The 19,546-nt window shown below is 72.2% G+C and carries 19 protein-coding genes; 6 read left to right on the top strand and 13 right to left on the bottom strand.

Features of this window, described 5'->3' with window-relative positions; all coding sequences use genetic code 11:
• Positions 1 to 89 precede the first annotated feature (89 nt).
• The 10 genes from PSED_RS18550 to PSED_RS18595 all read right to left on the bottom strand — a co-directional run bounded on the left by PSED_RS18550 (position 90) and on the right by PSED_RS18595 (position 10,800).
• Positions 90 to 1,448 carry an MFS transporter gene (locus PSED_RS18550; RefSeq protein WP_013675780.1) on the bottom strand — a complete coding sequence of 453 codons (1,359 nt, stop codon included), beginning with the start codon at positions 1,446 to 1,448 and terminating at the stop codon, positions 90 to 92.
• 2 nt (positions 1,449 to 1,450) lie between these two features.
• On the bottom strand, positions 1,451 to 2,593 hold the full coding sequence (locus PSED_RS18555) for an ABC transporter ATP-binding protein (RefSeq protein ID WP_013675781.1): 1,143 nt from the start codon (positions 2,591 to 2,593) through the stop codon (positions 1,451 to 1,453).
• The gene (locus PSED_RS18560; protein ID WP_013675782.1) at positions 2,590 to 3,768 is read right to left on the bottom strand and encodes an ABC transporter ATP-binding protein; all 1,179 of its coding nucleotides are present in this window, start codon (positions 3,766 to 3,768) and stop codon (positions 2,590 to 2,592) included. Before PSED_RS18560 ends, PSED_RS18555 begins: the two co-directional genes overlap by 4 nt.
• Positions 3,765 to 4,730, bottom strand: coding sequence for an ABC transporter permease (locus tag PSED_RS18565; RefSeq protein WP_013675783.1), 966 nt, complete (start codon positions 4,728 to 4,730; stop codon positions 3,765 to 3,767). The genes PSED_RS18560 and PSED_RS18565 overlap by 4 nt, the downstream gene beginning before the upstream one ends.
• Positions 4,723 to 5,766, bottom strand: coding sequence for an ABC transporter permease (locus PSED_RS18570; protein ID WP_013675784.1), 1,044 nt, complete (start codon positions 5,764 to 5,766; stop codon positions 4,723 to 4,725). Before PSED_RS18570 ends, PSED_RS18565 begins: the two co-directional genes overlap by 8 nt.
• Positions 5,767 to 5,773: 7 nt before the next feature.
• On the bottom strand, positions 5,774 to 6,118 hold the full coding sequence (fdxA, locus tag PSED_RS18575; RefSeq protein WP_013675785.1) for a ferredoxin: 345 nt from the start codon (positions 6,116 to 6,118) through the stop codon (positions 5,774 to 5,776).
• A 42-nt stretch (positions 6,119 to 6,160) separates the two neighbouring features.
• Complete coding sequence (locus tag PSED_RS18580) at positions 6,161 to 7,786, bottom strand: ABC transporter substrate-binding protein (RefSeq protein ID WP_013675786.1); 1,626 nt, start codon at positions 7,784 to 7,786, stop codon at positions 6,161 to 6,163.
• Positions 7,787 to 7,930: 144 nt separating this feature from the next.
• Positions 7,931 to 9,286: a Rieske 2Fe-2S domain-containing protein gene (locus PSED_RS18585; protein WP_013675787.1), complete on the bottom strand. Its 1,356-nt coding sequence runs from the start codon at positions 9,284 to 9,286 to the stop codon at positions 7,931 to 7,933.
• 81 nt (positions 9,287 to 9,367) lie between these two features.
• Complete coding sequence (locus PSED_RS18590) at positions 9,368 to 10,066, bottom strand: 4-carboxy-4-hydroxy-2-oxoadipate aldolase/oxaloacetate decarboxylase (RefSeq protein ID WP_041759849.1); 699 nt, start codon at positions 10,064 to 10,066, stop codon at positions 9,368 to 9,370.
• Positions 10,060 to 10,800 carry a PIG-L deacetylase family protein gene (locus tag PSED_RS18595; protein ID WP_013675789.1) on the bottom strand — a complete coding sequence of 247 codons (741 nt, stop codon included), beginning with the start codon at positions 10,798 to 10,800 and terminating at the stop codon, positions 10,060 to 10,062. The genes PSED_RS18590 and PSED_RS18595 overlap by 7 nt, the downstream gene beginning before the upstream one ends.
• Positions 10,801 to 11,024: 224 nt before the next feature.
• On the opposite strand from PSED_RS18595, the gene PSED_RS18600 reads away from it, so the two are divergent.
• The 6 genes from PSED_RS18600 to PSED_RS18625 all read left to right on the top strand — a co-directional run bounded on the left by PSED_RS18600 (position 11,025) and on the right by PSED_RS18625 (position 16,590).
• Positions 11,025 to 11,708: a GntR family transcriptional regulator gene (locus PSED_RS18600; protein WP_013675790.1), complete on the top strand. Its 684-nt coding sequence runs from the start codon at positions 11,025 to 11,027 to the stop codon at positions 11,706 to 11,708.
• 73 nt (positions 11,709 to 11,781) lie between these two features.
• Positions 11,782 to 12,924, top strand: a complete 1,143-nt coding sequence (locus PSED_RS18605) for a cobalamin-independent methionine synthase II family protein (RefSeq protein WP_013675791.1) — start codon at positions 11,782 to 11,784, stop codon at positions 12,922 to 12,924.
• 7 nt (positions 12,925 to 12,931) lie between these two features.
• The gene (locus PSED_RS18610; protein ID WP_013675792.1) at positions 12,932 to 13,651 is read left to right on the top strand and encodes an alpha/beta hydrolase; all 720 of its coding nucleotides are present in this window, start codon (positions 12,932 to 12,934) and stop codon (positions 13,649 to 13,651) included.
• A gap of 67 nt (positions 13,652 to 13,718) precedes the next feature.
• Positions 13,719 to 13,994, top strand: a complete 276-nt coding sequence (locus PSED_RS18615) for a muconolactone Delta-isomerase family protein (RefSeq protein ID WP_013675793.1) — start codon at positions 13,719 to 13,721, stop codon at positions 13,992 to 13,994.
• Positions 13,991 to 15,697: a thiamine pyrophosphate-requiring protein gene (locus PSED_RS18620; protein WP_158511327.1), complete on the top strand. Its 1,707-nt coding sequence runs from the start codon at positions 13,991 to 13,993 to the stop codon at positions 15,695 to 15,697. Before PSED_RS18615 ends, PSED_RS18620 begins: the two co-directional genes overlap by 4 nt.
• Positions 15,698 to 15,759: 62 nt before the next feature.
• Positions 15,760 to 16,590, top strand: a complete 831-nt coding sequence (locus PSED_RS18625; protein WP_013675795.1) for an alpha/beta fold hydrolase — start codon at positions 15,760 to 15,762, stop codon at positions 16,588 to 16,590.
• Here PSED_RS18625 and PSED_RS18630 read toward each other — a convergent pair.
• From PSED_RS18630 to PSED_RS18640, 3 genes are read right to left on the bottom strand one after another with little or no spacing between them, the layout of a single operon-like run.
• Positions 16,559 to 17,545, bottom strand: coding sequence for an alpha-ketoacid dehydrogenase subunit beta (locus PSED_RS18630; protein ID WP_013675796.1), 987 nt, complete (start codon positions 17,543 to 17,545; stop codon positions 16,559 to 16,561). The two genes, PSED_RS18625 and PSED_RS18630, sit on opposite strands and share 32 nt — an antisense overlap.
• Positions 17,542 to 18,546, bottom strand: coding sequence for a thiamine pyrophosphate-dependent dehydrogenase E1 component subunit alpha (locus tag PSED_RS18635; protein ID WP_013675797.1), 1,005 nt, complete (start codon positions 18,544 to 18,546; stop codon positions 17,542 to 17,544). The genes PSED_RS18630 and PSED_RS18635 overlap by 4 nt, the downstream gene beginning before the upstream one ends.
• Entirely contained in the window at positions 18,543 to 19,541 is a 999-nt protein-coding gene (locus PSED_RS18640) for an alpha-ketoacid dehydrogenase subunit beta (RefSeq protein ID WP_013675798.1), read from the bottom strand. Before PSED_RS18640 ends, PSED_RS18635 begins: the two co-directional genes overlap by 4 nt.
• Positions 19,542 to 19,546 lie beyond the last annotated feature (5 nt).

The raw sequence follows: 19,546 nt of genomic DNA on the forward strand, positions 1-19,546 counted from the left end.
CCGAGCCCCCGACCCCCAGCCCGGACTCCGAGCACGGACTCCGAGCACGGACCCCAGGGCCCTCGGGCCGCGCGGCGGCGCCCCGGGGCTCAGGCCGCGGTGTCCGGTGACGCCGCGCACCCGTACCGCGTCGCGCCCGGCGCCGCGGCGGCGAGCGCCGGCCGTCGCGGCGGTCGCACGACGAGGAACGCGACCATCCCGACGACCGTCAGGACGGTGATCGCCGCGAACCCGAGCGGGTAGCCCCCGGCGCCCGCGGCGAAGGCGGTGACGACGAGCGGGCCGGCGAGCATGCCGAGCGACACGAAGCCCATGGACCAGCCCATGATCGTGCCGAACGAGCGGACCCCGAAGTAGTCCGCGCGGATCGCGTTCATCGCGGGCCCGCGCAGTCCCCAGGCCAGCCCGTGCACGAGCGCCGCACCGATCACCACCGGCAGGGTCGTCGCCACGGCGAGCGTGACGAGCACCGCCGTCTGCACGACCATGCAGCCCACCGCGAGCCGGCGCTTGTCGAAGCGGTCCCCGATGATCCCGGTGACGATCTGGCCGACCAGCTGCGTCACCGACATCCCCGCCACGGCCAGCCCGGCGACCTGGATGTCGAACCCGCGCCCGTGCGTCATCAGCGGGATGAGGTGCAGGTTCATCGCGCCGACGGCGACGAGCGCGCAGCCGTGCCCGACGATCAGCAGCCAGAACGCCGACGTGCGGATCGCGGCGCGCAGGTCCATGTCCGGGGCCCCGGCCGCCACGACGACGCCGTCGGGGACCGCGGCGGGGACGGGCACCTCGGAGCGCCGCCGCAGGCTCCGGCGCCGGGAGCGGGTGGGGCGGCGCTCGATCGGCCCGGGCAGCGGCAGCACCGCCGCGAGGCCGAGGACGAGCGTGATCACGGCGACGACGAGGAACGTGGTGCGCCAGCCGGTCGCGCCGAGCAGCCAGACGACGGCGGGTACGAGCAGCCCGCCGAGCGCGATCCCGCTGGGCAGCAGGCCGAGCGCGAGCGTGCGCCGCTCGGTGAGCGCCTGCACGACGGCGACGGTCAGCGGCGTGATGCCCGCCGCCGACACACCGAGCGCGACGACGACGATCGCGGCGACGAACCCGCCGCCGCTGCCGGCCTGCGCCGCGAGCGCGCAGCCCGCCGCGGTGAGGATCGTGCCCACGCCCGCGACCGCACGGGTGCCGAACCGGTCGCAGCACCACCCGGTCACGGGCGACAGCGTCCCGTTGCCGAGCTGGACGACCGCGAACGCCACCGCGACGACGCCGGGGTTCCAGCCGGTCTCGGCCGTGATCGCGACGAGGTAGGCGCCGAAGGCACTGACGACGAAGCCGGTCTGCAGCGTCAGCAGCGCCGCCCCGGCGACGACGACGCCCCAGCCCCGGGCACGTACGCGGGTACGGCCCGGTCCGCCACGGGCGGACCGGGCCGTGGACGGCACGCTCAGCTCTCGGTGCGGCTCGACGCCGCCCCGTTCGACCCCGCCCCGTTCGACCCCGCCCCGTTCGACGCCGTCAGCGGCGTCGTGGGGACGGCTGTGACCGCGGGTGCGATCGGCTCGCCCACCGCCGTGTCGAGCACCGGGTGGTGGCACGCGGTGAAGCGGCCGGGAGCGACCTCCCGCATCTGCGGGACCTCATCGGCGCACCGGTCGGTGGCGAGCGGGCAGCGGGTGCGGAACCGGCACCCGCTGGGCGGCGACACCGGCGAGGGCATCTCGCCCGTGCCGACCTCGCCCCGCTGCGCGCCCTCCATCGACGGGATCGACGACACCAGCAGCCGCGTGTACGGGTGCACGGGGGCGTCGAACAGCGCCTCGGTCGGGCCCAGCTCGCAGATCCGGCCCAGGTACATCACGGCGACCCGGTCGCTGATGTTGCGCACGACGCCGAGGTCGTGGGCGATGAACACCAGCGTGAGGCCGTAGCGGGCCTTCATGTCCTCGAGCAGGTTGAGGATCTGCGCCTGCACCGACACGTCGAGCGCCGAGACGGGCTCGTCGCAGATCAGCACCTCCGGCTCGAGCACCAGCGCCCGCGCGATGGAGACGCGCTGGCACTGGCCGCCGGAGAACTGGTGGGGACGGCGGTCGGCCACCTGGTCGGGGTCGAGACCGACGGCGCGCAGCACGTCGGGAACGACCTTGTCCTTGTCGGCGCCCCGGCCCCACACCACCAGCGGGTCGCCGACGATGTCGGGGATCCGCCGCCGCGGGTTCAGCGAGGAGATGGGGTCCTGGAAGATCATCTGCAGCTTCGGCCGCAGCTTGCGGACCTCCTCGGGCGAGAGCGCCGCGAGGTCGCGGCCGTCGAAGTGCACCGACCCGCCCGTCGGCCGCGGCAGCTGCATGATCGCGCGGCCGGTGGTCGACTTGCCGCACCCGGACTCCCCGACGAGCCCCAGCGTCTCGCCGCGCCGGACCTCGAGGTTGATGCCCGACACCGCGTGCACGACCTGCCCCGCGCCGGCCGGGAACTCGACGACGAGGTCCTCCAGCCGCAGCACGACGTCGTCGGCCGACCGGTCGTCACGCGTCTTCTCCAGGACCGAACCAGTGTCCGTGCTCATGTCCGTCGTGCTGCTCATGCCGGCACCATCTCCCCCGTCACCGGTGTCCCGGCCGCGGTCTCCCCGCGTTCGACGTTCCGTCTGCGCGCCTCGGCGTTCTCGGGCGTCCCCACCGGATACCAGCACCGGTAGGAGTGGCCCTCGATGCCCCCGCCGGGCAGCTCCGAGGCGGGGCGCAGCGGCGGCTCCTCGGTCAGGCAGCGGTCCTGCGCGTACGGGCAGCGCGGGCTGAAGCGGCAACCGCTGGGCGGGGACAACAGGTTCGGCGGACGGCCGGGGATGACGGCCAGCCGCACGTGGTTCGGCCCGGTGATCGGCGGGACCGCGTTCATCAGCGCCTCGGTGTAGGGCATCCGGGGCGCGTCGAAGAGGTCCTTCGTCGGCGCGGTCTCGACGATCCGGCCCGCGTACATGACCGCGATCCGGTCCGACCGGCTGCGCACGACCCGCAGGTCGTGGGTGACCAGCAGCATCGCCATGCCCAGCCGCGACTGCAGGTCGCCCAGCAGGTCGAGGATTTGGGCCTGGACGGTGACGTCGAGGGCCGTGGTGGGCTCGTCGGCCAGCAGCAGCCGCGGGCTGCACGACAGCGCGATCGCGATGGTCACGCGCTGGCGCATGCCGCCGGAGAGCTCGTGCGGGTACTGCCGCACGCGCCGCTCCGGCTCCGAGAGCCCGACCGACCGCAGCAGCTCGACCGCCCGGGCGTTCGCGTCCTGCTTGGAGAGCTTGTGGTGCAGGACGAGCGTCTCGGTGATCTGCGCCCCGATGCGCTTGACCGGGTTGAGTGAGGTCATCGGGTCCTGCAGGACGAGGGCGATCTCCTTGCCCCACACGCCGGCGAGCCCCTTGGCGTCGAGGTCGGAGAGCGTGATCCCGTCGAAGGTCACGGTGCCCTCGACGTCGGTCTCGCGGCTCCCCGAGATCAGGCCCATGACCCGCCTGGTGAAGACGGTCTTGCCCGACCCGGACTCGCCGACGACGGCGAGCACCTCGCCCTCGCGCAGCGTCAACGAGACGCCCTCGACCGCGTGCACCACACCATTGCGGGTGTGGAAGCGGACGTGGACGTCGTCGACGGTCAGCAGGTCGCCCTTGGCGGGCCGGGCGTCGCCCGCGGCGTTCGCGGCGCGGTGCCGGCCGGCCGCCTCGGCGGCGACGGTCGTGGGTGCGGTGTCAGTCGGGCGCGTCACAGGTTGCTCTCCCTGACCTCGAACAACTTCCGGCTCCGCTCACCGACGTAGTTGATCGCCAGCACGGTGAGGAACATGACCGCGGCGGGGATCAGCGAGATGTGCGGGTACTCGATCAGCTGGGTGCGCCCGCCGGCGATCATGCCGCCCCACGAGGGGGTGGGTGGCGGGATACCCAGGCCGAGGAAGCTCAACGAGCCTTCCACGACGATGAAGACGCCGACCATGATGAAGCCGTACGCCGCGATCGGCATGACGACGTTGGGGGCGATCTCCCGCAGGATGATCCGCATGGGTTTCGCCCCGTAGGCCCGCGCGGCGTGCACGAACTCCCGCTGCGTGACGACGAGCGTCGTCGCCCTGGCGAGCCGGATGAACGTCGGCACCGACAGGATCGCCAGGCCCACGATCAGGTTCGTCAGGCTCGCCCCCAGGATCGCGACGATCGCGATGATCAGCACGAGGCCGGGGAACGCGAGCACGACGTCGGTGACGAGCGAGAGCACGCGCTCGGTGCGACCGCGGAAGTAGCCCGCCATCATGCCGAGGATGCCACCGACGACCGCGCCGAGCAGGACGGCGCAGATGCCGACCAGCAACGACGCCCGCGCGCCGTAGATGATGCGCGAGAGGTTGTCACGGCCGAGCGTGTCGCCGCCGAGCCAGTGCTCGGGCGTGATGCCGCCGAACACGTTGTTGTAGTCCGGCACGGCCGGGTCCCACAGCGGCAGCAGCGGGGCGAAGATCGCCGAGATCACGACGGCGGCGATCCAGAACCAGGCGAGGTACCAGCCGATCGGCGTGCGCGTGCGGCGCGCCTTGACCGGCTCGGTGGCCGTGTTCCCGGTGATGGGCTCGACGAGGTCGAGGTCGACGGAGGTGACCTCCGAGTCGAGGGCGTCGGTGTCGGTGGCCGACACCTTCTCGAGGCTCTGTGTGCTGGTCTTCCGGATGTCAGGCATCTCGGCGCACCCGTGGGTCGAGGACGAGGTAGAGCAGGTCGATGATCATGTTGATCACGACGTAGGCCACCGCGACGAACAGCAGTCCGCCCTGCAGCAGCATGTAGTCGCGGTTGAACACCGCCTGCACGATCATCTGGCCGAGCCCGGGGATCGCGAAGAGCGTCTCGACGATCACCGTCCCGCCCAGGAGCCGCCCGATGTTCACCCCGGAGAGGGTGATCAGCGAGAACGACGAGGGCCGCAGCGCGTGGCGCAGCAGGATGGTCCGCGGGCCGAGGCCCTTGGACCGGGCCATCAGGATGTAGTCCTCCTGCAGCGTCGAGATCATGTCCGATCTCAGGAGTTGTCGGTAGACCGCCGCCTCGCCGATCATCAGCGTCAGACAGGGCAGGATGATCGTCCTGATGTTGCCCAACGGGTCGGTGAAGAAACTCTCGTACCCGGTCGCCGGCAGGATGCTCGTCAGGCCGCCCGCGAACAGGACGATGAGCACCATGCCGAACACGAACTGCGGCATGGCCGCGGCACCGAACCCGAGGGTCATCGACGCGCGGTCGACGAACCGGCCCGGGCGGTAGGCCGAGTAGATCGCCAGCGGCACGGCGATCAGCAGTGCGAGCACCTCGGCGACGATGGTCAGCTCGAACGTCACCGGGATGCGCTGTGCCAGCGCCTCGGTGACGGGCTGGCCGGTGCGGAAGGACTTGCCGAGGTCACCGGTGACGACGCCGCCGAGCCAGTCGATGTATCGCACGATCATCGGCCGGTCCAGGCCCAGGTCGAGGCGCACCTGCGCGACCTGGGCCGGGGTGGCGTTGTCACCGGCGACGACGACGGCCGCGTCGCCGGGGAGCAGGTCGATCACGACGAACGACAGGAACGTCACCGCGATCAGAACGATGAGCAGATGGACCAGCCGGCGCCGGACCCGTCGCACGGCCGCGTTCCGCCGGGCCCCGCGCGGGGCCTTGCCTGGCGCCTCGCCCGGCGGCGCAGCCGTGGTCGGTGGTGTCGAGATGGTCATCTCTGCCATGGCGGCCTCAGCTCTCCCGCGGCGGCAACGCTGCGACCAGCGGGGTGTCGATGTCGACGGGTCCGAACGCCCCCGCACCGCCGGGCTCGCCGAGCGGCGCGTCGCGGCCGGGCAGGGTCTCGTAGAAGAAGGCTGCGTTGTCGGCCAGGTGTGGACGCTCCTCGTCGGTGAGCTCCTGCTCGAGCACGATGGCGTCGACCGGGCACTCCGGCTCGCAGGCGCCGCACTCGATGCACTCGCCCGGGTTGATGTAGAGCTTGCGCCCACCCTGGTAGATGCAGTCGACCGGGCAGACGTCGACGCAGCTGCGGTCCATGAGGTCGACACACGGTTCGGCGATGATGTAGGTCATCTCGTCACTCCCTCCCCTTGATCGGGTGCGGTGTGGGCCGGGTCATCGGTCCAGCCAGAGGTTCGCGTAGAACATGTCACGCGACGTGTACCGGTCGACGCCCTTGACCTGCGGTTTCGTGATCGTGGACAGGTAGCTCCGGCTGAAGAAGGCCACCGGCAGGTCCTTGCCGGCGATCATCTCGACCTGCTGGTACGCCTTCGTGCGTGCCGCGTCGTCGGTCGTGCTCGCCGCCTGGTCGAGCAGCTGGTCGACCTGCGGGTTGGAGTACTTGCCGTAGTTGGTGTTGCCGTCGCTGCGCAGCAGCCGCGCGGTGCCGGGGTAGGCCGAGTCGAACCCACCGACCCACGTGGTGAGCTGGAAGTCGTTGCTCTGCACGACCTTCGACGAGAACTGCGCCAGGTCGAAGTACTGCACGTCGACGTTGATGCCGACGGCGGCCATCTGGGCCTGGATGAACTCGCCGAACGCGCGGCGCGCCGTCGTGGTCTTGAACGTGAAGGTCGGGTTGCCGCCCGAGGCCTTGTAGTCCTCGATCAGCTGTTTGGCCTTGGCCGGGTCGTAGGTCGGCCACTCCTGCGACGCCGCCGGCGTGTGGAACGGGCTCGAGGCGTCGTAGAGGCTGTCGGCCTTGACCAGCCGGTTGTTGTACTGGCTCGCGCCGAGTGCGTTCAGGTCCAGCGAGCGGATGATCGCCTCACGCATGCGGCGGTCGTCGAAGGGCGCCTTGTTGAAGTTGAAGTAGAGGTACTCCCCCGCGTTGCCCGGTCCGTAGTAGACCTTCAGGTTGGGGTTGGCCAGCGCCGGGACGAGCTCCTGGCTGTACCCGCCGAACGCCACGTCGACGTCGCCGTTCTGGATCGAGGCGAGCCGCGAGTCGGTGTCGGGGATCGGCCGGAACTCGAGCTTGTCGAGGTGCGGCAGGCCCTGCTGCCAGTAGTTCGGGTTCTTCTGGAACGTCACGTGCGAGTCCGGGACCCACTCGACGAAGGTGAAGGGGCCCGCGCCGACGGGGTGGCGGCCGATGTCGTTGCCGTACTGCTGCAGCGCCGCGGGCGAGACGATCAGGCCGAGGCTGCCGTAGGTGATCGGCTGCGCGAACACCATCGGGAACACGCCGAGCGGGGCCTTCATGACGAACTGGACCGTGTACGGGTCGGTCGCGCGCATCGAGGCGATCTGCGCGGCGTAGCCGTGCGCGGGCGAGGACACCTTGTCGATGTGCCGCTGCACGTTGATCATGACGGCCTGCGCGTCGAGCGGGGTGCCGTCGGAGAACTTGACCTCGGGCCGCAGCGCGAGGTTCCACGTCTTGCCGTTGTCGGGCGAGGTCATCGACTTCGCCATGTACGGCTCGGCGCCGCCGTCCGGCGTCAGCTTCATCAGCGAGTCGTAGACGGCCATCGCGGCCATGTTCGAGTTCTGGACCGTCGGGTCGTAGCTGACGATCTCCCGGTCCATGCCGAGGGTCAGGGTGCCGCCGTCCTTCGGCGTCCCCTGTGTCGCGAGGTCGGCGCCGTAGGGGTCGATGGCGGCGATGGGGCCGCTGTTGTTGGGCTTGCCGCCGCCGGCCGCACCACAGGCGGCGACGACGAGCAGGCCGAGCAGCGCCGCGACGATCGTGACGACGCGCCCGGCGGACCGGGTCCGTACTGGACGGATCCGCATTCTCACTCTCCACTATTCGCCGCGCGCTCCGCGCGCGCGGATTTCGGTCTTCCGGCCGGGCGGCCCCGCCCCCGACGGGGCCGTCCGGTCCGCATGCGGCAGCGGGCACCGCCGGCGCGGCTGCACCGGCGGCCCCGTCCGCGGTCAGTTACCGGCCGAGGGCAGCGGGCTGCGGTCGGGCAGCCCGTCGACGTCCATCTCGATGACGGTCGGGTCCTCGTTCGTGCCCAGGATGCGCCAGTCCTCGTCGGCCTCGAGGATCTTCTCGGCGGACCGGATGCTGCGGTAGTCGAGGTCGGCCTCGACGGCCGGCGGCTCGCCGCCCTCGCGGACCTTCTTCGCCGCCGCGATCAGCTGCCGCCGCATCCGGATGATCGCCTTGTCCGACGTGCCCAGCCGCTCCTGCGAGCGGTCGTAGATCGGGCCCATGGACTCGGTGACCATCAGGTCCTGGCTGACGAACTCGGCGACGCCGGAGAAGCTGAAGTCGCGCTGGTGGTCGCGGTCGATGCCGTAGTCGTTCTCGGCGGTGTACTCGCGCGGGATGATCCCGTTGCCGTTGACCTCGGCGCGGCCGAACTTGAAGGGGCTCACCGAGAACAGGTTCGGGCCGCCGATGTTGCGCGGGTTCTCGAACTCACGGGTGGTGATGCTGTAGCGCCAGCAGTTCTCGTCGTCGATGGGGACGAAGATGCCGAGGCGGCAGCCCCACGGGACCGTGGCGATCACGGTGATGTACGGGTAGCAGAACGCGCTCATCCGGACGTGCTTGTGCCCGTTGGGCGTGGTCCGGACCCCGACGTACTTGAACCCGTACCAGGTGTCCTCGATCTCCAGCCGCGGCGCCCGGTCGTGCAGCCAGAACTTCCACGACTGCGGGTTCGACGGGTAGCCGGGCTTGTCGCTGCCGTCGTCGGGGATGTCCGGGACGGAGTGGAACTGGTGCAGCCACGAGATGTGCGAGGTGTCGAGGTTGCCCTCCATCGCCTGCACCCAGTTGCAGGTGGTGTGCAGCTTCGTGGCCGAGATGTGCTCGGGCCGCAGGGTCTCGGTGCCGAAGTCGCGGAACGGCGTCATCTTCTCCGGCGGGCCCATGTAGGTCCAGATCACGCCACCGGACTCGTGCGTCGGGTACGCCTTGATCTTGACCTTGTCCTTGAAGACGCTCTGCGGCGGCTCGCTGGGCATGTCGACGCAGTTGCCCTCGCGGTCGAACTTCCAGCCGTGGTACGGGCAGCGCAGCCCGCACTCCTCGTTGCGGCCGAACCACAGCGACGCCCCGCGGTGCGGGCAGTTCTCCTGGACCAGCCCGACCTTGCCGTCGGTGTCGCGGAAGGCGACCAGGTCCTCGCCCAGCAGCCGCACCCGCACGGGTTCTCCGTCGGGCGTCGGCGCCTCGCTGGCCAGCAGCGCCGGGGTCCAGTAGCGGCGCAGCAGGTCACCCATCGGCGTACCGGGGCCGACCCGGCACATGAGGTCGTTGTCCTCTGCTGACAGCATCGTCGTCCTTCTTTCCGGATGTGTTGTCGGCCTGTGGTGGAAGCCGGCCCGCCGTGGTCCCCGGTGCGGGCCGGCCGGTCGTCAGGAACCCGGTGCGGCGTCGACGTAGGTGACGCCGAGCCGCTCCAGCTCGGCCCGCAGGCCGTACATGTCCAGGCCCAGCTCGCCCGCGGCGAACCGGGCCCGCTTCTCCTCCTCCGAGCGCAGCCGTGCTGCGCCCGCTGCGGCGACCTCGGCCGCCTCCTCACGCGCCACGACGACGACCCCGTCGTCGTCGGCCACGATCACGTCTCCCGGCGCCACGTGGGCACCTGCGACGACGATCGGCACGTTCACCGAGCCCGGGCTGGCCTTCACCGTGCCCTGCGCGCTGACGGCGCGCGACCAGACGGGGAAGCCCATCCGCCGCAGCTCCGCGGTGTCGCGCACGCCGGCGCCGGTGACCAGACCGAGGACGCCGCGCGCGGCCAGCGACACGGCCAGCAGCTCACCGAACATGCCGTCGGTGGAGTCCGACGTCGTCGTCACGACCAGGACGTCGCCGGGCTCGCACTGCTCGACGGCCGCGTGGATCATGAGGTTGTCGCCCGGGTGCGAGAGCACCGTGACGGCGCGCCCCGCGATCGCGGCGCCCTCCTGCCGCGGCGCGATCCGGGGGTCGAGCAGCCCACGACGCCCCTGCGCCTCGTGCACGGTCGCCACCCCTTGTGCGCGCAGCTCCTTCACCGCGGCCGGGTCCGGCGCGGCCGCGGAACGCACGACCACGTGGCGACTCACCACAGCGCGTCCCCGACCGTCGGGAACGTCCGCATGTAGGCCTCCGCGTGCACGACCGACCTGGGTGCGCCGTTGCGCACGGCCTGCACGCCCCGGCGCGTCGCCAGGTCGACGTAGTAGTCGACGAGGTGACCCTGCGCGCCGCCCATGCACTTCATCGCCGCGTGCTTCTTCTCGAAGACCGAGGTGATGTCGAGCAGGTGGTCGGGCTTGAAGTCGCACTGCTCGGGCTGGTGCGGCTCGAACGCCAGCACCTGCGCCGCGCCGAGCGGTTTCGTCTCCCGGTCGGGCAGACCGTGGGCCTGCGCCACCATCCGCGCCCGCAGCACCAGCTCGTGGGCCAGTGCGTGGTCGAGGTTGTACGGGTCGCGCGCGGCGTGCGTGAGGATGACGCCGGGCTGGACCCGGCGGAACAGCGCGACGACGGCATCGAGCACCTCGTCGGTGACCTTCAGCGGGTAGTCACCCGCATCGAGGAACTCGATCTCGGCCCCGAGGGCCTCGGCGGCGTTGGTCGCCTCCTGGTGGCGCGCAGCCTTGACGGTCTCCAGCGTCGCGCCCGGCTCACGCCACAGCGCGGCGGACTCGCCGCGCTCTCCGTAGCTCAGGCACAGGACGGTGACCTGACCGCCGTCCTCGACACAGCGGGCGATGGCACCGCCGGCCCGCCACACGAAGTCCGCGGCGTGGGCGCTGACGACCACGACCCGTGGTGCGTCCTCGACGGAGGTCCTCATCGACATCCTCTCCCGGCGTCGGGTCCCGGCTTCCGATCTCCGGTCCGGTCCCGCCTCGCCGATTCGCGGCACCGGGTGCGTCTGCGCAGCCCGGTGTGGCTGGGACCATAACCCCGTGTGCGCGAGAGTGGCAACCAGATTGTTAACAATCTTGGTTACGAGTAGCGTGTGCCCAGAACCGCCCAGAACCGCAGCCCGCACTCGGGTCCGACAGGGGGAACCGCATGGCCGTGAGCAACGAGATGGCTCCCGACGAGCCGTCGACCGCGACGGTCGACGGCGTTGTCACGGCCGTCCGCGACGGCATCATGCAGGGCCGTTACGCACCGGGGCAACGCCTGCCCGAAGCCGACCTCGTGTCGCTGTACCAGGCGTCCCGCGGCGCGGTGCGCACGGCGCTGGCCCAGCTCGAGAGCGAGGGTATCGTGCTGCGCGAACGCAACCGCGGCGCCCGCGTCCGCCCGATCTCCCTCGACGAGGCCGTCGAGATCACCGAGGCGCGCGCCGTCGTCGAGGGACTGTGCGCCGCGAAGGCCGCCCAGCGCATCACGGCCGAGGAGAAGAAGAGCCTGCGCGCGCTCGGCGACGAGCTGCGTGTCGCGGTCGACGAGGGCGACGTCATGGCCTACACGCGCGTCAACCAGGAGGTGCACCGCGCGGTGCGCGACATCTCCCGGCACGAGACGGCGGGCGTGATGCTCGACCGGCTGCGGACCCAGAGCGTGCGCTACCACTACACGGTCGCGCTGCTGCCCGGACGGCCCGCCGTGGGCATGCGCGAGCACGTCGAGGTCATCGAGAGCGTCTGCTCCGGTGACGCCGACCGGGCCGAGCAGACCATGCGCGCGCACCTGCTGAGCGTCGTCGACGCCCTCCAGCAGCTCGACGCCAACCTGCACCAGTGGTGAGCCCCGCGGGGACGACCCGCGCCGCATCCGACACAGCCGGTGTCGAACGACCAGATCGAGGACAGGAGCAAGGATGCCCCAGACCGATCGGATCCTGACCACGCACGTCGGCAGCCTCCCGCGGCCCGAGCAGCTGCTCGACCTGCTCAACGCCGACGACCGCGGTGAGGACGTCGACCAGCAGCTGCTCGCCGACACGGTCCGCGACGCGGTTCGCGACCAGGTGCGCCAGCAGGCAGAGGTCGGGATCGACGTCGTGAGCGACGGCGAGATGAGCAAGATCGGCTACGCCACCTACCTGCGGCACCGAATCTCCGGCTTCGAGATCGGCGATGCGCCCCGGGCGACCCCGGCCGATCTCGACAAGTACCCCGAGTACCGCGACCGCCTGCACGCCTCCGGCGACACCGTCGCCTACCTGCGCCCGATCTGCCGCGCCGAGCTCGCCTACGTCGACCGCGGCCCGCTGCAGACCGACCTGGAGAACCTGACCGCCGCGCTCGGTGAGGTACAGGTGACGGGCGGGTTCATGAACGCGCCGTCGCCCGGGATCGTCGCGCTGTTCCAGCCCAACGAGTTCTATCCCGACGAGGACTCCTACCTCACCGCGATCGCCGAGACCATGAAGACCGAGTACGACGCGATCGTCGCCGCCGGCTTCGCCCTGCAGATCGACGCGCCGGACCTCGGCATGGGCCGGCACAACAAGTTCAAGGACCTCTCCGACGCCGACTTCCTCAAGCGCGCCGAGGTCCAGGTCGAGGTCCTCAACCACGCCCTGCGCGACGTCCCGGCCGACCAGGTCCGGATGCACCTGTGCTGGGGCAACTACGAGGGCCCGCACACGTTCGACGTCGAGGTCGAGAAGATCGCCGACGTCGTGCTGGGCGCGAAGCCCTCGACCCTGCTGTGCGAGGCCGCCAACCCCCGCCACGGCCACGACTGGGCCGGCTGGGCGGCGGCGAAGATCCCCGACGACAAGATCTTCTGTCCCGGGGTCATCGACACGACGACGAACTTCGTCGAGCACCCGGGCCTGGTCGCGGAGCGCATCCTGCGCTACGCCGACATCGTCGGCCGGGAACGGGTGATGGCCGGGACCGACTGCGGTTTCGGCACGTTCGCGGGCTGGGGCGGGGTCGTCCCCGAGCTCGCGTGGGAGAAGATGCGCTCCCTCGTCAGGGGAGCCGAGATCGCGACCGAGAAACTCTGGTGATCAACGCGTGAGCACGTTCGTTCTTCTGCACGGGGCCTGGCACGGTGGGTGGGCCTGGCGGCGCGTCGAGCCCTGTCTGCGCGAGGCGGGGCACGACGTGCTCACGCCGACGCTGACCGGGCTCGGCGACCGGGCCCACCTGCTGAGCCCGGCCGTGGGGCTCGACACCCACATCCAGGACGTCGTCGCGCTCCTCGACGCCGAGGACTGCCGCGACGCCGTCCTGGTGGGCCACAGCTATGCGGGGCAGGTCGTCACCGGGGTCGCGGACCAGCGCCCCGACCGGCTCGCCCTGCGGGTCTACCTCGACGCCTTCGTCGGCGGCGACGGGGACGCCGCGATCGACCTGCTGCCCGAGGAGGTCGCCGGGCACTACCGCGAGTCCGTGGCCACGGCCGGGTTCGGCTGGCTGATCCCGCCGCGGTCGCTGCAGGTGCTGGGCGTCACCGACGAGGCGGACCTGGCCTGGCTCACGCCCCGGCTCACCCCGCACCCCTGGCGCACCTACACCCAGCGGCTCGACCTGCGGGGCGACCACTCCGACGTGCCCGCGCACTACATCGAGTGCACGGACTGGATGCGTGCCTTCGCCGGTCATGCCGCGCGTGCCGAGGCGGGCGGGTGGCCGGTGTCGACGATCCCGACCGGGCACGAGGCGATGGTCACCGCACCCGAGGCGCTGGCCAAGGCACTGATGGCCGCGGCCCTCGGCGTGGACAAGGGCTGACGGCCGTACGACCGCGACGCCGCGCGCTCCTGTCTGCGCGCGGCGCTTTTCTGGAGGCGAACGAACGATGGAGTTCCTGGTCCGTGCCGAGAACCGGCTGCCGGTGGAGACCCCCGACGAGGAGCGCAACCGGCTGAAGAAGGGTGAACGGGCGCGCGCCGACGAGCTGCGCGCCGCGGGCATCCTCAAGCGGCTCTGGCGGGTGCCCGGCCGCAACGCGACGATCGGCCTGTACGAGGTCGGCGACGCCACCGAGCTGCACGACGTCCTCGCGTCGCTGCCGATGTTCCCGTGGATGGACATCAGCGTCGAGGCGGTCGCCACCCACCCGCAGGAGCAGTGAGCGTGCAGAACGCCGAGACGGTTGCGGAGGCCTACCTGGTCGCGCTGCGCGAGCGCGGTGTCGACCGGCTGTTCGTCAACGCGGGCACCGACTTCGCGACGATCGTCGAGGCCTACGCCCGGCAGAAGGAGTCCGGTCTCGACCTGCCGCAGGTGATCGTCTGCGCGCACGAGAACCTCGCGGTGTCGATGGCGCACGGCTCCTACCTGGGCGACGGCCGGGTGCAGGCGGTCATGCTGCACACCAGCGTCGGCTCGGCCAACGCGGTCTGCGCGGTGTCCAACGCCGCCAGCGCCCGGGTGCCGGTGCTGCTGTCCGCCGGCCGCACCCCGCTGTTCGAGGACGGCGTGCTCGGCGCCCGCGACTACGGCATCCACTGGGCCCAGGAGATGTTCGACCAGGCCGGGATGCTGCGCGAGCTCGTGAAGTGGGACTACGAGCTGCACGACGGGGGCCAGGTCCGCCAGGTCGTCGACCGGGCGCTCGACCGGGCCCGCACCGAGCCGCCCGGCCCGGTGTACCTGTCGCTGCCGCGCGAGGTGCTGGCCGCGCCGACGTTCGGCATCCCCGCGACCCCGGCACCGCCCGTCCCGACGTCGGCCCATCCCGATCCGGCGGCCGTCGAGACGCTCGCCGAGCACCTGGCGACGGCGCGGTTCCCGCTGATCGTCACCGGCGACTCCGGCGCCGACCACGGCTGCGTCGCGCTGCTGGCCGAGCTGGCCGGGCGGCACGGCATCGGGGTCGTCGAGAGCGGCCCCCGGCACGTCAGCATGCCGGCCGACCACCCGATGCACCTGGGCTACCGGCCCGCTGAGGTACTCGCCGACGCCGACGTCGTCGTCACCCTCGACCTCGACGTGCCCTGGCTGCCCTCGGCGGTCTCCCCCGCCGACGACGCCGTCGTCGTCCAGGTGGGGCCCGACCCGCACTTCGCGCGCTACCCGATCCGCTCGCACCGCTCCGACCTGACGATCACCGCCGGGTGCGGGCCGCTGCTCGCGGCACTGGGTCCGGCGCTCGCGAGCCGGGCCGAGCGCATCGACCCGGGCCGGGCGGCGCGGCTCACCGAGCTGGGCGGACGCTGGCGCGCGCGCCGGCAGGCCCTGCTCGACCAGGAGGCCGCCGCGACCGACGGCCAGATCACCAAGGCCGCGATGAACGCGGCGCTGGCGACGGTGCTCGACGACGGGTCCGACACCGTCGTCGTCAACGAGTACTGGGCGCAGGCCGAGGTGCTGGCGCCGACCGTCCCCGGCTCCTACCTGGGCACCCCGCCCGCGGGCGGCCTCGGCTGGGGGCTGCCGGCGGCGATCGGGGTCAAGCTCGCCCGGCCGGGTGCGACGGTCGTCGCCACCGTCGGCGACGGCGCGTACCTGTTCGCCAACCCCGCGGCCTGCCACCAGGCGATGGCGATGCACGGGCTGCCCGTGCTGACCGTCGTCTGCAGCAACGACCACTGGGGCGCGGTGCAGGCCTCGGCGCTCAAGGTCCACCCCGACGGCCACGCGGCCGCGTCGGCGGACCTCTCACCGCTGGCCCGGCTCGACCCGGTGCCCGCGTTCGCCGCGTACGCCGAGGCCTCCGGGGGCCACGGCGTCCGCGTCACCGAGCGGTCGGAACTGGTCCCGGCGCTGCGGAACGCGCTGCGCGTGGTGCGTGAGGAAGGCCGTCAGGCGCTGGTCGACGTCGCCTGCACCTGACCGTGCGTGGCGATGGTCGCTATCGCGACCATCGCCACGCACGACGGCTGTTGGATGGGGTCGTGCACGTCGCGCCCCCGCTCCCGGTCCCCTCGTTCCTCACCACCGCCGACGGCGTGCGGCTCGCCTACCGCGAGCTCGGCGCGGGCCGGCCGACCGTGCTGCTGCACGGGTTCTCCTCGACAGCCCTGATCAACTGGGTGACGCCCGGGCACGCGGCGGCGGTCGCGGCGACCGGGCGCCGGGTGATCCTCCCCGACCTGCGCGGGCACGGCGACAGCGACCGCAGCCACGATCCCCGCGCGTACCCCGCCGACGTCCTCACCGACGACGTCTTCGCGCTGCTCGACCACCTCGGCCTCGCCGACGGCGACTACGATCTCGGCGGCTACTCGCTGGGGGCGCGCACCTCGCTGCGCGCGGTGGTGCGCGGAGCCCGGCCGGGCCGGCTCGTCGTCGCCGGCATGGGTCTCGCCGGAGTGGTCCACATCCGTGGCCACTCGTTCGCCGACGTGTTCACCCAGGTCCTCGACGACGCCGCCCCGCCCGCCGGCACGTTCGCGCCCGCGAGCCCGCAGCGGCGCATCGCCGACTTCGTCGAGCGCATCGGGGCGGACCGGACGGCGCTGCGGCTGGCGCTGGGCACGGCCGTCGACACCCCGGAGGTCGAGCTCGCGGGTGTCGTCGCGCCCACCCTGGTGGTGTGCGGCGACCGCGACGACCCCGACGACGCCCGCGCGCTCGCCGACGTCCTGCCGCACAGCACGTTCGCGACGGTGAAGGGCGACCACATCAGCGCGGCGAACCGCTCCGACGCGCTGGGCGTGGCGATCGCGTCGTTCCTGACCTCGCTCACGGGCTCTACACCGGGACGCGCCCCAGGGTGGTCATGACGGCCGACCGGATCTCGGCGGCACCGGGCAGGTAGGCGTCCTCGAGCGGCGGGCTCAGCGGGATCGGCTGGAACGGCGCGCCGACGCGCTCGACCGGGGCGTCGAGGTCGTCGAACGCGGCGTGCTGCACCGCGGCCGCGACCTCCGCGCCGAACCCGCCGTGCCGCACCGCCTCGTGGGCGACGACGAGCCGGTTGGTGCGCCGCACCGACTCCACGACGGTGTCCAGGTCGAGCGGGACGAGCGTGCGCGGGTCGATGACCTCGACCTCGATGCCCTCGGCCGCGAGCTCCTCGGCCGCCGCGAGTGCCTCGCCGACCATGCGGGACAACGCGACGACGGTGACGTCGCGGCCGCGGCGGCGCACCGCGGCGCGGCCGAGCGGGATGGGCTCGACGGGGTCGGGCACGGGCTCGCGGCGGAAGTACAGCACCTTGTTCTCGACGACGACGACCGGCCCGGGCGCGGTCATCGCGGCGGCGAGCAGGCCCGCCGCGTCGGCGGCCCCCGACGGCATGACGACGGTCAGTCCCGGCACGTGGGTCAGCCACGCCTCCAGGCTCTGCGAGTGCTGTGCCGCGGCCCGCTGCCCGGCGCCGCCCTGCGTGCGCAGCACCATCGGCACCGTCAGCTGGCCGCCGGACATGAAGTGCGCCTTGGCCGCCTGGTTCACCAGCTGGTCGAGCGCGAGCGTGATGAAGTCGACGTACATGATCTCGAGGACGGGCCGCAGCCCCGACTGGGCGGCACCCACGGCGACGCCGCAGATCGCGGCCTCGCTGATCGGGGTGTCGATCACGCGGGCCGCGCCGAACTCCTCGACCAGGCCGGCAGTCGTCGTGAACGGCCCGCCCGCGCTGACGTCCTCGCCGAGGACGAACACGTCGGGGTCGGCCCGCATGGCCTGCGCGATCGTCGTGGAGATCGCCTTGGCGTAGGTCAGCTCACGGGTCATCGCGCACCACCGGACTCGACGAGCGCCGCCGCACGCGCGACGGCGGGGAACGGGCTCGACCGGGCCCAGGCGACGGCCTCGTCGACCTCGGCGCGGGCGGCGGCCTCGAGGGCGGCGGGCTCGTCGGCGGCCAGCCAGCCCGCGTCGTGACCTGCTCGCTGGAGCCGCAGGATGGGGTCCTTGCGCTGCCAGTCCTCGGTGGAGACGGCCTCGCGGTAGCGGTCGGGATCGCCCTCGTAGTGCCCGCGCAGCCGGTGGGTGAGGCACTCCAGCAGTGCCGGACCCTCCCCCGCCCTGGCCCGCGCGAGCAGCTCGGAGAACGCCGACCAGACCTCGCCGACCTCGTTGCCGTCGACGGTCGTGCGCGGCAGCGGATAGGGCGCGACGACGTCGCTGACCCGCTCGACGGTCGTGTGTGCCGAGCGCGGGGTGAACTCGGCGAACCCGTTGTTCTCGCACACCAGCAGCACCGGCAGCCGCCACAGTGTCGCCAGGTTGACCGACTCGGTGAACAACCCGGCCTGCACCGCGCCGTCGCCGAAGAAGACGACGGCCACCGCGTCGGTCCCGCGCTGCTTCGCGGCGAGAGCCGAGCCCAGCGCGAGCGGGATGTTGCCACCGACGACGCCCGTCGCACCGAGGAAGCCGTGCGCGACGTCGACCAGGTGCATCGAGCCGCCCATGCCCGAGCACAGGCCGCCCTCGCGGCCCATCAGCTCGGCCATCGTGCGGTCTAGCGGCGTCCCCTTGGCGACGGCGTGCCCGTGCGCGCGGTGTCCGCTGTAGACGGCGTCGCCGTCGCGCAGCTGCCGGCACACCGCCGCGGCCACGCCCTCGCCGCCGATCGAGAGGTGGATGAGTCCGTGCACCTCGTCGGCGCGCTTGAGGGCGCCCACGCGTTCCTCGAACGCCCGGATGCGCCACATCGTCGTGAGGAGGTCGCGCAGCACGTCGGGCGTCGGCGCCGCCGTCGACACGTCCCGGTGGACCGACGCGGTCACCGCACGGCCGTAGCGGCGTCGTGCGGGAGCGTCACGTCGACGGCCCGGCGCACCCCGGCGACGATCTTGGCGACGTCGGGCAGCACGAAGTCCTCCATCGGCTTGCTGTACGCGATCGGCGCGTCCAGGGCCGTGACCTGCACGATCGGGGCACGCAGCGAGGCGAAGCCCGCCTCGGCCACCTCGGCGGCGATGATCGCCGACACCGACGCGTGCCGGGTCGCCTGGTCGACCAGGACCAACCGCCCGGTCCGCTCCACCGACGCCAGCACGGTGTCGACGTCGAGCGGCGCGATCGTGCGCGGGTCGATGACCTCGACCGACACGCCGTCGGCCGCGAGCTCCTCGGCGGCCTCCAGCGCGCGGTGCACCGTCCAGCCCGTCGCGACGAGCGTCACGTCGGTACCGGGCCGCACGATCGCGGCCTGGCCGAAGGGCACCAGGTGCTCGCCCTCGGGCACGTCGCCGGTCTCGAGTGTCAGCAGGTAGTGGTGCAGGAACAGCACCGGGTTGTCGTCGCGGATGGCGGTGGCCATGAGGCCCTTGGCGTCCGCGGGCGTGGACGGCAGCGCGACCTTGAGCCCCGGGACGCCCATGAACATCCCGTAGATCGACCCGGTGTGCTGGCCGGCCCAGCCCGCGGTGAAGCCGTAGCCGGCCTTGAGGACCAGCGGCGCGGTCACCCGGCCGCCGGACATGTAGTGGAACCGGTTGGCCTCGTTGACGACCTGGTCCATGGCGACGAGCAGGAACTCGGCCATCGTGCAGTCGACGACGGGCCGCTTGCCCGCGAGCGCCGCCCCGGCGGCCATTCCGATCTCCGCGGTCTCCGAGATCGGGGTGACGCGCACCCGGTCGGGTCCGAAGGCGGCGACGAACGGGTCCTCCGGGCTGCCGCCGACGCTCTGCCCGATCAGCAGGACGTCCTCGTCGCGGGACATCTCCTGATGGATGCCCTCCATGATCGCGGCGATGTAGGTGATCTCGCGGGCCATCTGGT

It is taken from the genome of Pseudonocardia benzenivorans CB1190, assembly GCF_000196675.2.
In the GTDB taxonomy this organism is placed as follows: Bacteria; Actinomycetota; Actinomycetes; order Mycobacteriales; family Pseudonocardiaceae; genus Pseudonocardia; species Pseudonocardia benzenivorans.

Bases quoted from the DNA above. Each gene is read 5' to 3' on its own strand.
- PSED_RS18595 (WP_013675789.1), bottom strand. From the start codon at position 10,800: ATGAGGACCTCCGTCGAGGACGCACCACGGGTCGTGGTCGTCAGCGCC.
- PSED_RS18585 (WP_013675787.1), bottom strand. From the start codon at position 9,286: ATGCTGTCAGCAGAGGACAACGACCTCATGTGCCGGGTCGGCCCCGGT.
- fdxA (WP_013675785.1), bottom strand. From the start codon at position 6,118: ATGACCTACATCATCGCCGAACCGTGTGTCGACCTCATGGACCGCAGC.
- PSED_RS18555 (WP_013675781.1), bottom strand. From the start codon at position 2,593: ATGAGCAGCACGACGGACATGAGCACGGACACTGGTTCGGTCCTGGAG.
- PSED_RS18605 (WP_013675791.1), top strand. From the start codon at position 11,782: ATGCCCCAGACCGATCGGATCCTGACCACGCACGTCGGCAGCCTCCCG.
- PSED_RS18580 (WP_013675786.1), bottom strand. From the start codon at position 7,786: ATGCGGATCCGTCCAGTACGGACCCGGTCCGCCGGGCGCGTCGTCACG.
- PSED_RS18630 (WP_013675796.1), bottom strand. From the start codon at position 17,545: ATGACCCGTGAGCTGACCTACGCCAAGGCGATCTCCACGACGATCGCG.
- PSED_RS18615 (WP_013675793.1), top strand. From the start codon at position 13,719: ATGGAGTTCCTGGTCCGTGCCGAGAACCGGCTGCCGGTGGAGACCCCC.
- PSED_RS18565 (WP_013675783.1), bottom strand. From the start codon at position 4,730: ATGCCTGACATCCGGAAGACCAGCACACAGAGCCTCGAGAAGGTGTCG.
- PSED_RS18640 (WP_013675798.1), bottom strand. From the start codon at position 19,541: ATGGCCCGCGAGATCACCTACATCGCCGCGATCATGGAGGGCATCCAT.
- PSED_RS18570 (WP_013675784.1), bottom strand. From the start codon at position 5,766: ATGGCAGAGATGACCATCTCGACACCACCGACCACGGCTGCGCCGCCG.
- PSED_RS18600 (WP_013675790.1), top strand. From the start codon at position 11,025: ATGGCCGTGAGCAACGAGATGGCTCCCGACGAGCCGTCGACCGCGACG.